This is a genomic window from Arboricoccus pini (assembly GCF_900187945.1).
GTDB lineage: Bacteria > Pseudomonadota > Alphaproteobacteria > Geminicoccales > Geminicoccaceae > Arboricoccus > Arboricoccus pini.
In genome coordinates this window covers 1-14,654 of record NZ_FYEH01000009.1, presented here as the reverse complement: position 1 = coordinate 14,654, position 14,654 = coordinate 1, and the positions used below count along the sequence as shown (strand labels likewise).

At 65.1% G+C, this 14,654-nt stretch carries 9 protein-coding genes; 3 read left to right on the top strand and 6 right to left on the bottom strand.

The window, feature by feature from the left end; translation table 11 throughout:
- The first annotated feature begins 47 nt into the window (after positions 1-47).
- Positions 48-2,072: a hydantoinase/oxoprolinase family protein gene (locus CFB17_RS12790; RefSeq protein WP_088561956.1), complete on the top strand. Its 2,025-nt coding sequence runs from the start codon at positions 48-50 to the stop codon at positions 2,070-2,072.
- A 10-nt stretch (positions 2,073-2,082) separates the two neighbouring features.
- A complete protein-coding gene (locus CFB17_RS12785; RefSeq protein WP_088561955.1) occupies positions 2,083-4,032 on the top strand; it encodes a hydantoinase B/oxoprolinase family protein in 1,950 nt (649 codons plus the stop codon).
- Positions 4,033-4,287: 255 nt separating this feature from the next.
- Here CFB17_RS12785 and CFB17_RS12780 read toward each other — a convergent pair whose 3' ends face one another.
- The 6 genes from CFB17_RS12780 to CFB17_RS12755 all read right to left on the bottom strand — a co-directional run bounded on the left by CFB17_RS12780 (position 4,288) and on the right by CFB17_RS12755 (position 12,365).
- Positions 4,288-5,007 (bottom strand): GntR family transcriptional regulator, encoded by a 720-nt coding sequence (locus CFB17_RS12780; RefSeq protein ID WP_165769602.1) that lies wholly within the window; start codon positions 5,005-5,007, stop codon positions 4,288-4,290.
- 95 nt (positions 5,008-5,102) lie between these two features.
- A complete protein-coding gene (locus tag CFB17_RS12775; RefSeq protein ID WP_207762068.1) occupies positions 5,103-6,518 on the bottom strand; it encodes an aminotransferase in 1,416 nt (471 codons plus the stop codon).
- Positions 6,519-6,628: 110 nt separating this feature from the next.
- On the bottom strand, positions 6,629-8,440 hold the full coding sequence (locus tag CFB17_RS12770; protein WP_207762067.1) for a hydantoinase B/oxoprolinase family protein: 1,812 nt from the start codon (positions 8,438-8,440) through the stop codon (positions 6,629-6,631).
- Positions 8,441-8,455: 15 nt separating this feature from the next.
- Positions 8,456-10,534 carry a hydantoinase/oxoprolinase family protein gene (locus CFB17_RS12765; protein WP_088562066.1) on the bottom strand — a complete coding sequence of 693 codons (2,079 nt, stop codon included), beginning with the start codon at positions 10,532-10,534 and terminating at the stop codon, positions 8,456-8,458.
- Positions 10,535-10,667: 133 nt separating this feature from the next.
- On the bottom strand, positions 10,668-11,429 hold the full coding sequence (locus tag CFB17_RS12760; protein WP_088561953.1) for an SDR family NAD(P)-dependent oxidoreductase: 762 nt from the start codon (positions 11,427-11,429) through the stop codon (positions 10,668-10,670).
- Between the two features lie 57 nt (positions 11,430-11,486).
- On the bottom strand, positions 11,487-12,365 hold the full coding sequence (locus tag CFB17_RS12755) for an NAD(P)-dependent oxidoreductase (protein ID WP_088561952.1): 879 nt from the start codon (positions 12,363-12,365) through the stop codon (positions 11,487-11,489).
- A 146-nt stretch (positions 12,366-12,511) separates the two neighbouring features.
- Here CFB17_RS12755 and CFB17_RS12750 point away from each other — a divergent pair, with 146 nt between their 5' ends.
- Positions 12,512-14,251: a nitrilase-related carbon-nitrogen hydrolase gene (locus CFB17_RS12750; RefSeq protein ID WP_088561951.1), complete on the top strand. Its 1,740-nt coding sequence runs from the start codon at positions 12,512-12,514 to the stop codon at positions 14,249-14,251.
- Positions 14,252-14,654: the final 403 nt, after the last annotated feature.

Here is a 14,654-nt window from a genome sequence, read left to right as displayed (position 1 = left end):
GCGCCGCCGATGCGGCCCTTTCTTCTTCTCCACGGGAGGCAGGATAGATGCGTTACGCGCTGGGAATCGACGTGGGCGGGACGTTTACCGACTTCGTCGCCTATGACCGGGAGACGCAGGAGGTCGTGGTCTGGAAGGAGCTCTCGGTGCCGACCGATCCGGTGGTTGGCATCGTTTCGGGCCTGAAGCGCTACGAGGACGGCGACGCGGTCGGTCATATCAGGCTGGGCACGACTGTCGCCACCAACGCCATGCTGGAGCGCAAGGGGGCCACGGTCGCCTATGTGACCACCATGGGCTTTAAGGACGTCATCTTCATCCAGCGCGGTAATCGCAAGTTCCACTACGACATGAGCTGGGTAAAGCCGAAGCCGCTCGCCAAGCGGCGGCATTGCTTCGAGCTCGACGAGCGGATCGACAAATATGGCCAGGTGCTCAAGCCCCTGGACGATGCCGAGGTCAGGGCCCTGGGCCGGGCGATCAAGGCCGATCCTGAGATCCAGGCGGTGGCCGTCTGCACGCTTTTTTCCTACCTGAACCCGGCGCACGAGATCCGTATCAAGGAGATCTTGAGCGAGATCCTGCCCGAGATGCCGATCTCGATCTCCTACGAGGTCCTGCCCAAATGGAAGGAATATGAGCGCGCCTCGACCGTACTGGCCGATGCCTATCTAAAGCCCGTCGTCAGCCGGCAGATGGGCTCGATGCGTCGGCGGCTGGACGAGGCCGGATTCAAGGCGCCGGCCGTCGTCATCAAATCCAATGGCGGCGAGATGACGCTCGGGGCGGCGGCTGAAGCGCCGGTCAACCTCGTCGTCTCGGGGCCGACGGGCGGAGTCATCGCCAGCCGGCACGTCGCCCGGCTGACCGGGATCGACCATCTGGTGACGCTCGACATGGGCGGCACCTCGACCGACGTCTCGGTGATCATTGATGGGCAGGAGCGCTTCACCACTGCTTTCGAGATCGAGTGGGGTGTGCCGATCCAGATCCCCATCATCGACATCCGTACCATCGGTGCGGGCGGCGGCTCGATCGCCTGGATCGATAAAGGGGGCATGCTGCGGGTCGGGCCGCAGAGTGCCGGGGCCAATCCGGGGCCTGCTTGCTACGGCAAGGGCGAATGGCCGACTGTCACGGATGCCAATCTGATCCTGGGGCGGATCGCGGCCGATAATTTCCTGGGCGGGCGCATGTTGCTCGATGTCGCCCGGGCGCGCCAGGCGATTGCGACCGTCGCCGAGCCCCTGGGCCAGAGCATCGAGCAGGCGGCTCTGGCCATCGTGCGGATCGCCAATACCAACATGGTGGGGGCCCTGCGCTCCGTCCTGATCGAGGGCGGCCTTGATCCGCGCGACTTCACGCTTTGCACTTTTGGCGGTGCCGGGCCGTTGCATGTGGGCGAGCTCATGGAGGAGATGGGCATTCCGCGCGGCATCGTGCCCAATCATCCAGGCCAGTTCTCGGCCTTCGGCTTCATCATGACCAATGCCCGGGTGGACCGGCATCGCACCGCGCAGCTCACCAGCAACCTCTATGATCCAGCACGGGCAGTGGAGATCATGAGCTCGCTCGTGGCCGAGGCCGTGGGCCAGCTGGACGGGCAGGGATTTGCCGACGATATCGTCGTCGCGCGTAATCTCGAGATGCGTTATCTGGGCCAGAATTACGAGCTCGAGCTCGCGGTCCAGGAGAGCGATCTTGGTCACCCGGAACGGCTCTGGCAGGCCTTCCACGACACGCACAAAGCCCGTTTCGGCTTCAACAATCCGGGCGAGATCATCGAGATCGTCAATTTCGGCGTGACGGCGGTCTCGGCGGGCACGCTGCCCGAGATGCCGCGCCTGAAGGCGGCCGAGGGCCTGCCCGTACCGCGCGCGCATCGGCAGGTGGGCTATGTGCAAGGTACCTTCGAGGTGCCGGTCTATGACCGCGCCGCGCTTGGCGCCGGCCAGAAGCTGAAGGGACCGGTCGTCGTCGAGGAGCCGGCCTCGGTCACGGTGATCTGTCCGGGCCAGACGCTGACCGTCGACGATTACGGCCATCTGCTCATCGAAACGCCCAAGGCCTGAGGAGGAGACGATGAAGCTTTCCGAGAACGGCTACTACGTCGAGAAATACCTCAAATGCGCCAATTGCGGCATGCTGGTCTATGGCGACGGCGTGCGCACGGGCAAGGGATCGGCGCATCTCTTCTGCTCGGACTGGTGCGTCACCTGGAACGGCAAGAAGACCGCGGGCGAGCCAGCTCCCAGGCTGGCGATCGAGCACGTTAGGCTTCCCTTCGAGGCGGCCTATCCGCAACGCGGCGAGCGTCTGGCGCCCTTGGACATGGTGACCATGAACATCCTGGATTCGACCATGGTGTCGATCTGCCGGGAGATGGGCATCCTGCTCATGAAGACCTCCTACTCGACGATCTTCAACGAGGGGCTGGACTTCACCTGCGCGCTGGCGGACGCCAAGGGCGACATGATCGCCTGTGCGGAGTTCTGCCCGACGATGATCGGCGGCATGCCGCTCTTGATCAAGACCTGTGCGCAGGAAATCCCCTTCGAGACGCTGGAGGAGGGCGACATCCTGCTCCACAACGATCCCTACCGGGGCGGGCTGCACTGCCCGGAACACACCTTCTTCAAGCCTTTCTTCGTCGATGGCGAGCTCTTGGGCTTTGCCGTCTGCATCGGACATATAGCCGAGATTGGCGGCATGGTCCCGGGCGCCTTCTGCGGCGAGGCCACCGAGATCTTCCACGAGGGCATGCGTGTGCCGCCGGTCAAGATCATGAAGGCCGGCAAGGACGTCGACGAGGTCTGGAAGCTGATCCTCGCCAATACGCGCACGGCCAGGCAGAGCTATGGCGACCTTCGCGCCATGATGGGCTCGGTTCAGCTGGGCGCCGACCGCATCGTCCAGATCGTCAAAAAATACGGCAAGGACGTCTTCAAGCAGACATGTGAAGACCTCATGGACTATGCCGAGCGGCGCATGCGGGCCGAGCTCGAGGCTTTCCCCGATGGCGTTTACGGCTTTGAGGATGTCCTCGAGAATGACGGTATCGAGAACAAGCCCTATACCGTTGCCGTCGACATCCATGTGCAGGGCAACGAGGTCGTCGCCGATTATCGGCGGAGCTCGATCCAGGCCAAGGGGCCCATCAACGCCACTTTGGGCGTCACCACGGGGGCTACCTATAACGGCATCCTTCACGTCACCGATCCCTCGATTCCCAAGAACTCGGGCGCGTTCCGGCCGATCCGCGTCGTGGCGCCGCCCTTCAAGGTGGTGAATGTCGACTATCCAGGGCCGCTCGTGGCGGGCAACACGGAAACGCATCCAAGGCTCGCCAACATCGTCATAGGCGCCATGTCTGCCTGCGTGCCGGAGCGGGCGATGGCGGCCGAGAGCTGCACCAGTACGAATTTCGTCTTTGGCGGCAACCACCCGGATCATGACGAGTATTTTGCCTGCTACGACATCATGTCGGGCGGTTGGGGTGGGCGTTTTGGCCATGACGGCAACGACTGCGTCAACGCCATCAACGGCAATTGCCGTTTCAATCCGACGGAAGTCTTCGAGACCCGCTTTCCACTGCGTGTCGAACGCTGCGAGCTGATCCAGGATTCGGGCGGGGCCGGCAAATGGCGGGGCGGCCTGGGCTTCCAGCGATCGCTCCTGATGACGGCCGTGCCGATCACGGGCAGCCAGTGTTCGGATCGCCACGAGGTCAAGCCGTTTCCCCTCATGGGCGGGCAGCCGGGGGGCAATGGCGGCACTTTGATCCAGAAGGCCGGGGCCGATGAGTGGCTGACGGTCCGGGAACTCTACGGCAAGGTCTCGTCGTCGAAATACGCCAACGTGACCTTCGAGCCCGGCGATCGTGTTCTTTTGGTCACGCCGGGGGGAGGAGGTTATGGGAACCCCGCCGAACGCGACCCCGCAGCCATCCTGGAGGATGTTGCGGAAGGTTATGTGAGTGCGAAAGCCGCGGCGAACGACTATGGAAGCGTTGTCGACCTCGCAGGTGAATAGTCGGCACCCGTGCCTGCCGGATCCCCCGCCCGGCAGGCACGGTACTTCTTGCGAGCACCGCATCGCCAGCGGAGCGGTATCGATGCTTTTACTTGTGAGTATGCCGGCAATGCATGGTCCGTGACTTTATGGGCCACGATAACTTCATGAATCAAGATTCATTATCGAAGCATGAGGCGACCGATGGCGCTGGTTGGTGAGGCGCAGTGCCATTCGACGCGACGTAGGGGCACGGTCCAGCTGGCGGCGCGGGTCCTACCAGTCGAGGCGCCCGTAGAGATAGCGCTGGAACGAGCGGAGGTCGGCGCAGCGGAGATGGCGGGCAGCCGCCGCATCACCCGCCTCGAGCGCCAGGACGAGTTCGTCCTGGATATGCAGAGTGAATTGCAGGAACGGTGCCTCGAAAGCGCGGGGCACGCTGAGCGCCATGGCGAGCCAGGGCGCGTAGCGTAGCCGCAGCCTCGCGATATTCTCGATCAGCAGGGGCGAGCCGGAGCCAACGGCCAGGCCTTGGTTCCAGGCCATGATGGCCCGCATCGTCGGCTCGAGATCGACGCCGTAGCGGATTTCGCGCATGACCTTGCTGTGGACGAAGAGTGATCGCGCCTCGTCAGCCTGATGACGTTCGGCGAAGCGGGCGGCGGCCTCCCCCTCGAGGAGAAGCCGCATCGCCCAGATGTCATCGGTCGTGGCTCTGTCGACCGGCGGCACGCGAAGCGATCGATTGGGTGTCACCTCGAGGGCGTGGACGGCGACCAAGCGACCCACCGCCTCGCGCACTGGCTGCATGCTGGTGCCGAGCGTGGCGGCCAGGCCACGCAGACTGACCCGGTCGCCAGGCAGTAATTCACCACCGAGAATCCGACTCTCCAGGTCGAGATAGACCTGTTGCGCCAGTGTTGTCGTGTCGATTCCGGCTGTCTCAGCCTCGCCTGGAAGTGTCGCCAGGTCGTCCTGATCGCTAGCGATGCTCATTCTCATGGGCATCATCTAAGGGCGACGCTCAACCTCGGGCAATCACTTTTCCGGATCTTGCTAAAAAAAATCCATCTTCCAGGTCGGGCTGGCAATCAGGCTTCGGCGGCGAGCTTCCGCAATTCCGGCATGGCCTGTTCGAGCGACTTGGCCAGGGCGTCCATGGCCTGATCGAGGTCGCCTTCGGTGATCGAGAGCGGCGGCGAGAAGGCCAGTGTCTCGGTGAAGGGCAGGCCGCGGATCATGATGCCGTTATCGGGCGCGTAGCCGGCGACGACGCGATGCGGATTCTGACCGGCCTTGAAGAAGGTCTTCTTGGCTTTGTCGGCGACGAATTCGAGCGCCACCATCAGGCCCTGGCCTCGAATGTCGCCGATATAGGGATGATCGCCGAAGCGCGCCTTGAGTTGCTCGCGCAGATAGGAGCCTACCTTGGCGGCGTTCGCCGGCAGGTTTTCCTCTTCCATGATCTTGAGATTGGCGAGACCGACGGCGCCGCCGACCGGGTGACCGGAATAGGTAAACCCATGCATGACCGGGCCATATTCCGGCGAGGCCGCCTCGAGCACGTCCCAGATCTTTTGCGAGATCACCGAGGCCGAGACCGGGAAATAGGCGCTGGTGATGCCCTTGGCCAAGGTGACGATGTCGGGCTTGAGGCCATAGAGGCCGGTTGCGAACCAGTCGCCGGTGCGCCCGAAGCCCGTGATCACCTCATCGGCGATGAAGAGGATGTCGTTCTTCTCAAGGATCGGCTGCAGCTTCTCGAAATAGCCCTTGGGCGGCAGGAGGGCGCCCCCGGTGCCCATGATCGGTTCGGCGATGAAGGCGGCGATCGTTTCGGCACCCTCGCGCGCGATCATGGCCTCGATCTCGCCGATCAGGCGATCGGTGAATTGCTCCTCCGTCTCGCCAGGCAGGCCGAAGCGGAAGAAATGCGGGCAGCTCGTGTGCAAGACACCGCTTCCGTCCAGGTCCCAGGCCTTGTGGTAGATGTCGATGCCGGTGAGCGCTGCCGCCATGGTGGTCAGGCCGTGATAGGCACCCGTGCGCGAGATGATCTTCTTCTTCTCGGGCTTGCCGCGAAGATTATTGTAGTAGCGCACCAGCTTGGCGTTGGTGTCGTTGGCGTCCGAGCCCGACGTGCCGAAGAAGACGCGGGCCATCTGCGGCGCGCCCGAGCGCTCGCGAAAGAGGGTCAGTACCTTGTCGGCCAGGCGGATCATCGGCTCGTTCGAGGCGCCGCCGAAGATATGGTAGTAATTGAGGTTCTCGAAGGCCTGCTGGGCGGCCTGGGCGATCTCGGGGCGGCCATAGCCGATATTGACGCACCAGAGTCCAGCGCCGCAATCGATGAGTTCGCGTCCCTTATGGTCGCGCAGCCGCACGCCCTTGCTCTGCTCGATGATCATCGGACCCTGCTTCATGTGGGTCTCGATCGAGGTCAAGGGATGGAACACGCTCATGCGGTCCATGTCCTCGAGCGTATAATTGCTGCGATCCTCAAGCATCAACGAACTCCAGATTTCTGCGGCAACCATCCGCGCCGGCCGCTGCGGCGCCCCAGACGACATTATATCAATCTGTGATCACAACACTAGCGGCATGAATTCCCGGGTTTTCACGCCGATGCCATATGCCGGCGCAATGTCCGCGTCGCGTCGAGGTCGATGGCCAGGGTATCGTCATCGGCACTGCCCGTGAGCACGACACCATAGATCTCGCGTGCCCTGGCTGGCGTCTCGTAGCGCTCGCGCACGTCTTCGAGAACACGCTCGGGCTCGCGTTCCAGCGGTGGGCCGTAGCCGCCGCCGCCGCAATCCTGGCCGCGAACCGTCTGGCCTTTCCTGATCAGGATGTTGGCGGCGTTGGTCAGCTTCGTCGCTTTGCCGTCGGGCTCGATGAGCCAACGGCCGGCAAGGCCGCCATCCTGGCCACCCCGCGCGCCACGCGGTGCGAATTCCTGGCCGTCGCCCGGATAGATCATGGTCATCGTTTCCGACTTGATGCCGTACTCGATCATGCTGCCGGGCGCGCCGCGTCGGCGGCCGGCACCGCCCGTACCCGCGACGATGGCGGCACGCTTGACCTCGATCGGGTGCTTCAATTCGTCGATTTCGATGGAATCGCGATACATGAGGCCAGCGACGACCGGGATGCCATAGGTGATCCAGCCATCGGCGCTGGCCGAAGCGGGGCCGCCGCTGGCGCAAAGATGGATCTGGTTGACGAAGCGGGCGTTGTCGTAGCGTGGATCGGTGCCGGAGAGGACGCACATGCCGACGCCGAGGCCGACGCCGCCCTCGGCCAAGCCCAGGCCGTCGCCGAGATCGCTGAAGGCCAGGCCCGTCAGGTTGATCATGCGATCGGAGACGTTCGTCGTCGCGACCGAGCAGGAATGCGGGTAGCGCGGCTTGCCTGCGACGGCCCCCTCGCGCAACTTGATGTCGACGCGGCGAAAGGAGCCGCTATTGCGCGGGACATCGCTCTTCAGGCTGTTGAAGAGGCCGGCCATGACCGAGGAGACGGCGGTAGCCTCACTCTGGTTATAGCCGCAATCGACATTGTCGATGTTGCGCGTGAGATCGATCGTGATGCGCGCGTCGTCGGGGTCGATGGCGACGTCGACCCTGAGCGGGATGCCCTCGGGCAGAAAAGGGGTCGAATCGTGCCGCCCATCGCGGCTGAGAGAGGCGGCCGGCAACGATTTGAGGGCGTTGATCATGCGCTGCTCGGTATAGTCCAGCCAGGCCTTGATGAAGGTCTTGATGGCGGACTTGCCGTATTTGGCACAGACCTCCTTCAGGCGCAGTTCGGCGATGCGGGCAGCGCCGATGCCGGCCAGGAAGTCGCCATACCATTGGCTGGGCACGCGGATGCGGCTGCGCATCATGGCGACGACGTCGTCCACCATCTTATAGTCGCGCTGGATGCGGACCGCCGGGAAGATGAGGGAGCCTTCCTCGAACAGGTCCCGCGCCGTCGACATGTAGGTGGTGGGCAGGCTGTTGCCGCAGTCGGCCTGGTGCGCCTTGGCGACGGCGGTGAAGAGATGTTCGCCCTCGAAGAAGACGGGGACGAGGAAGGTGTGGTCGGCTGCGTGAGTGTTGCCGGTATAGGGATCGTTGTGGAGGTAGCAGTCGCCCTCGGCCAAGTCCGCGTGCCGTTCGGTCATCGTGCGCGCCTGCATGTCGGCGCCGAAAATATGGATCGGCAGGCCCTCCGCGCAGGCCAGGAGTTCGTTATCGCCCGTACAGATGGCACAGGAGAAGTCGCGGGCCGAGTTGATTACGGCGGAGCGGGCGGTGCGCAGCAGCGTGTGCGTCATCTCGCGTACCACCGCGTCGATGCGGTTGGCGATGATCGCCATCAAGACCGGGTCCATGGGCGGCACGGGCGCGTTCTCGGAACATGAAGGGTTCGTCGCTTGCATTGGGCGGGGCTCGCTTCAGATGCAGGTCAAAAGATAATGTCCGCGCGGTGTTACTTCCGCCGACATGCCCGGGAAGACGACGACGGTCGTCGTCGGCTCCTCGATGATGCAGGGTCCATCGACGCGGGTGCCGGCCGCCAGTTCCTGGCCCTTCCAGATGCGGGTTGTGACCGGTTCGTCGTCGCCGAAATAGCAAGGGCGGTAGCGGGCCGTTTCGGCGACACCGGGAGGTGGCTCGGGCTTGATGCGATCGAGCGCGATACCGCTCATCACCGTGAGTCTCGCTTTCCAGCCGATGAACTCGATGGTGCTGCCTTCGTCCCGAAGCGTGAAGAGGCGCTCATGTGTGGCGTGGAAGGCCTCGGTCAGGGCATCCACCTCTGCGTTGGTCTCGAAGACGGCCGAGGGCAGGGGGGCCTCGATCTCCCAGACCTGGCTCGCATACCGGGCGTCGGTGACGAACTCGATCTTGTAGGGCAGCGCCTTTTGCGTGGCGTTGAGGCCGGCGCGGAATGCTTCGAGCTCCTCCCGGAGCGACGCCAGGAGGGTATTGACGGTCACCTTGTCGAAGCTCTGGCTGGTGGTGAAGAGGCTTCTTGAGGCCTCCTTCACGATGTCGGCGAACTGCATGCCGGCGGCCGAAAGCGCCGAGGCCTGCTTGGGCAGGAGGACCTTCTCGCAGCCGAGCTCCTTGGCGATCAGCATGATGTTGATGCCAGCAGCCCCGCCCCCGGCCACGAGGACGCTCTCGCGCGGATTGACGCCCTCGGCAATGGTGATGTCGTGGATGGCCTTGATCATCAATTCGGAGGCCAGATTGATGATGCCGAAGGCGGTCGCTGCGGTGGAGCGGCCGATGCGCGCGGCCACGGTCGAGACGGCCGCATGGGCCGCTTCCTGGTCGAGCGCCATGCGGCCGCCCAGGAAGTAGTCGGGATTGAAATAGCCCAGGACGCAGGCGGCATCCGACACGGTGGGTTGGGTGCCGCCCTGGCCGTAGCAGGCCGGGCCCGGCACGGAGCCGGCCGATTGCGGGCCGACGCGAAAGAGGCCGCCATCGTCGATCCAGGCGATCGAGCCGCCGCCCGCACCGACCGAGCGGATGTCGACCGAGGAGATTCCCAGGAGATGGCCGGTCCATTCGCCGCCAAGCCAGGTGTCGCGGGAATAGACGAGCTCGCCTTCGCGCACGAGGCCGACATCGAAAGTGGTCCCGCCCGTATCGCAGACGATGGCGTCCGCGCCCAGCGTTTCGAGGCCGCTGAAGGCGCGGGCGGCGACGGGCGCCATGGCCGGGCCGGACTTCGCCGTGTGGATCGGCTGTTCGATCAGCTCGGCCACCTGCATGACGCCGCCGATCGAGGTCGAGACCAGGAACTCGTTTTGATAGCCGGCCGCGCGCAGATCCTCCTCCAGCCCCTGCAGATGGCGCTGCATGAGCGGCTTTAGCGAGGCGTCGATGGCCGAGGCCGAGGCGCGGCGATATTCGCGCAGGATCGGCACCAAAGCGTGCGAGAGTGTGTAGGGCACGCCCGGCAGCATCTCCTCGATGAGTTCGCCCATGCGCCGCTCGTGCGCGGGATTGGCGATCGACCAGATGAAGGAGACAGCCACGGCCTCGAAGCCCAGCGTCTTCAGCTTGGCAAGGATGGTTCTAGCCTGGGCCTCGTCGAAGGGGATCGAGGCCGTCCCCTCCGAGCTCATCCGTTCGCGGATCTCGAAAGTGTGGCGTCTCGGGATGTAGGGGGCCGGGTAGTCGGTCGCAAAATCATGCGGGAAATGCTTCCCGCCTTCCTTCAGGACCAGGATGTCGGGGAAGCCTTCGGTGGTCAAAAACGCGGTCTTGGCTCCGCGCCGCGTCACAATGGCGTTGGTCGCCCGCGTCGTGCCGTAGACGAAGAGCTCCGTCTGCGCCAGCAGGGCCGGAAGGTCCATCGCCAGGGCCTCTGCGGCGTCGTTAAGGGCGTCGCTCAGGCCCTTGAAGGCCCGCTCCGGTGTCGTCAGCGCCTTGCCGACGGTGAGGCGGCCAAACTCGTCTGCCACCACCACGTCGGTGAAGGTGCCGCCTGTGTCCACCGAGATGCGAAAGCTCATCGACCGCTTGTCCCCTGTCTTCACGTCGGGAAAGGCGGCCGCAAGTTCCATTCCAGACCAGCTGCCGCCGCGACCCGTAGGAGACGCGCAACCGTCCGTTGGTTAATCTGTGATCACAGCGCCCGCCGATTGGTCAATATTGCACGCGGCGGGTGAGGGCGCCGTCGACCACGAGATTGACGCCCGTCGTGAAGCTCGAGGCCGGGCTGGCCAGAAAGACAACGGCATTGGCGATTTCCTGGTCGGTCGCCATGCGGCCGAACGGGTTGAGCCCCATGGCCGTCTTGAAGAGATCGGGCATCTCGCGCTCGATCCTCTGCCAGATGCCGCCTTCGAAATAGGTGTTGCCCGGCGAGACCGTGTTGACGCGGATATGCTTCTCCGCCAGGGCGCTCGCCATGCGCGAGGCGTAATGGATGAGGGCCGCCTTGAACGTGCCATAGGCGGCACTGGTGAAGTCGAACTCCAGGCCCGACACGCTGGAGACGATGATCACTGCTGGATGGGCCGAGCGTTCTAGATGGGGCAGGGCCGCTTCCAGGGCCCGCACCGTGTGCATGAGGTCGATCTCGAACTCGGCCTGCCAGGCCTCCTCGCCCTGGCCCATATCGAGGGCGCTGACGTTCAAGACGAGGATGTCGATGCCGCCTAGCGCCTCGGCACTGGCGGCGATCCAGGCGGTGAGCGCCTCCTTCTTGCTGACATCCACCGACTGGCCTATGGCCGGCACGCCCTTGGCCTTGGCGGCGGCAACCACCGAGTCGATCTCCGCCTGGTTGCGGGCGCAGATCGCGATGCCGCAGCCTTCCTGCGCCAGCGTCAGCGCCGAGGCGCGGCCGATCCCCTTGCTGCCGCCTGTCACCAGCGCGCGCAATCCAGCCAAACCGAGGTCCATCTTCCGTCCTCCGCGATGTGATCGCCTGGATCCGCCGCAACGACCGTGCCGCTCTCGTCAGTCCTGCTGGCCGGCCCGCCTCGCCGCGACCTTGGCCAGGGCCGCCCAGTCCAGTTCGCCGTCGCCATTGGCCAGGGCATCAAGGAAATTGTCGCGGATCACCGAGGCGAACGGCATGGGCACGTTGGCGGCAAAGCCGGCCTCCTGCGCTAGGCGCACGTCCTTCAGGCCCAAGGGCAGCTTGAAGCCGACCGGGCTGTAGCGCTTCTCGGCGATCATGGCACCATAGCCCTTATAGGCCGGGGCGGCAAAGAGGGTCGAGCTGATCATCTCAAGGAAGCTCGCGGGCGCGACCTCGTGGCCCTGCACGAGGGCCGCTGCCTCGCCCATGGCCTCGATCGCCGAGGCCAGCATGAAATTGGCGGCGAGTTTCACGGCATTGGCCTGCTCCGGCCGCTCGCCGAATCGCCAGGTCCTTTGCCCCATGGCGGCAAAGAGCGGTTCCGCCCTGTCCAGAAGCGCCGCCGGGCCCGCGGCCAGGATGTTGAGTTTGCCCGCCACCGCCACATCGACGCGCCCGAGCACCGGTGCCGCCACGTAGCCCTGGCCGCGCGCCTCGTGCAGCGCGGTCAGCTCCTTGGCCAGCGCCATCGACACCGTCGCCATGTTGACATGGAGGGCGCCCGCCGCCAGCCGGTCCAGGGCACCCCCCTCGACGAGAACGGCCTTGGTCGCGGCATCGTCCGCCAGCATGCTGATCAGGATCTCCCCCCCGGCGGCCGCGGCGGGGCTTTCCGCCTTGCGCCCGCCCATCGCCGCCAGCCGGTCGGCCGGTGCCGGCGAGCGGTTCCAGACCGTCACCTCGTGGCCGGCCTTGATCAAATTCGCCGCCATGGCCGCACCCATGCCGCCCAGGCCAAGAAAACCGACGCGCATCCTCGTCCCTCCCGTTGGAGTGTTGTTGCATCTGAGCTAGGGCCGTGCGGCCTGTCCACCCAGCGGTACGGCGCAGGATAGGTCTGCGCGCGGCCGGCACGTGGTGTGCATGACCAACGGCTGGTTTTGCAGGGGAAGCATTCGACGTGACGAGTTACAAGGCAGCCGCGATCCAGTTCGAGCCCACCATGTTTGAAAAGGGCCGCAATATCGAGGTCCTCCTGCGGGAGGTCGACACGGCCGCCCGGGCCGGGGCCAGACTCATCGTGACCCCGGAGATGGGCACGACCGGCTATTGCTGGCTCAATCGCGCCGAGGTCGCACCCTTCGTCGAAACGGTGCCGGGGCCGACCACGGAGCGCTTTGCCGCCCTGGCCCGCGTGCATGATTGTCTGATCGTCATTGGCATGCCGGAAGTCGATCCGGCCTCGGATCTCTACTACAACAGCGCCGTCCTCATCGGCCCCGATGGCGTCATCGGTACGCACAGGAAGTCGCACCCCTACATTTCCGAGCCCAAATGGGCGGCCTCGGGCGCGACGCACCAGGTGTTCGAGACGAAGTTCGGCAAGATCGCGCTCCTCGTCTGCATGGACATCCACTTCATCGAGACGGCGCGCCTCGTGGCCCTCAAGGGCGCCGACGTGATCTGCCACGTCAGCAACTGGCTGGCCGAGCGCACGCCCGCCCCTTACTGGATCACCCGCGCCGTCGAGAATGGCTGTTACCTCATCGAGAGCAATCGCTACGGACTTGAGCGCACCGTCCAGTTCAGCGGCGGCAGCTGCATCATCGAGCCCGACGGCACGCTTGCCGCCGTCGTCGACGATGGACCGGGTATCGCCTATGCCACGATCGATCTCGCGCGCACGCAGGCAAGGCGCCACGTGCTGGGTCATCCCGTCTTCGAGCAGCGCCGTCCCGAGCTCTACATGGAGCTGGCCACCACTACCTTCGCCTGGAATCCGCTGGACTTTTTCGGCCTCTACGGCCTGGAGCCGCTGCCGCCCGGTCGACGCACGAAGATCGCCGCCGCACAGTTCACCCCCGGCACCGATCTCGCCCGTAACCTCGAGCGCATCGAGACCCTGGCGACCCAGGCACGAGAGGGCGGCGCCGAGCTCGTCGTCTTCCCGCATCTAGCACTCACCGGTCGGCCGGGCGGCCGAGAAAGCGCCTTGCCGCGCGACGCCGCCGCCATCCAGAAGCTCATGGCCCTGGCGACGCGCCTTCGCCTCGACCTCGTCGTCAGCCTGGCCGAGGCTGCCGGTGCGAAAATCTACATAACCACCCTCATCATCGGTGCCGCCGGCATTCGCGCCAGCTATCGCCAGACCCACCTGACCGAGGCCGAGCGCGCCTGGGCGACGCCGGGCCAGGACTGGACCGTCATCGACCTGCCGCTCGGCCGTGTCGGCATCCTTTCAGGCCACGATGCCAGCTTCCCCGAGGCCGGCCGCGTCCTGGCACTGCGCGGCTGCGACCTCATCGTCCTTCCAGCCGCCATCGAGAGCGGCTTCGTCGCCGGCCACCCGGGTTCCCAGGTGCGCCAGAACTATCCGATCCCCACCGGGGCGGACCTCCACCACTGGCACCTCTTTCGCGCCCGTGCGGGCGAAAATAATTGCTTCCTGGCCTTCGCCAATATCGGCGCCTCACCGTCCGGCCAGGCCGGGAAAAGTGGCGTCTTTGGTCCGGACACCTTCGAATTTCCCCGCCGCGAAGCCATCGTCCCGGACGGCGAGGGCCTGGCCATCGCCGAAATCGACACCACCAATGTCGCGCCGCCCTATCCAACCAACATCATCCGGCGCAAGGACCTCGTCACCATGCGCCTCCCCCATCACTACGCGCCCCTCGTGGGCCGGCCCTGGAACAGCCAGTAGGGTCCGGACCCCGCGCCGCACGCGGGAAACTTGGCCACTGGCGCAATGGACAGCATCGATGGCTTGTTTGGAAGATGGAGGAAGCCTTCGGCGACCCTCGGCGATCTGATGATCGACGTCTCGCTGCGCGAGCACGGATCGACAGCTTTGCTGTCGATGGGCCGAAAGGCCCCTGGACCCATGGGGTTGGGGTGGGTCGAACAGCGGGTGGCGCATGAGACCGGTTGTGTGGGGATTATATTCCTTGTACAGTGGGCCCCATGGACTGGACCGATCGCCTCGCCCCCAAGCCGCCACGGCGCCGCTACCCCTTCTGGGCCAGGCGCGACCGCAGGCGCACGGCCCAGGCCATGGCGGCCGGACGTACCGCCCAGGAGATGGCGCTCGTCAACCGCGTGCCGGT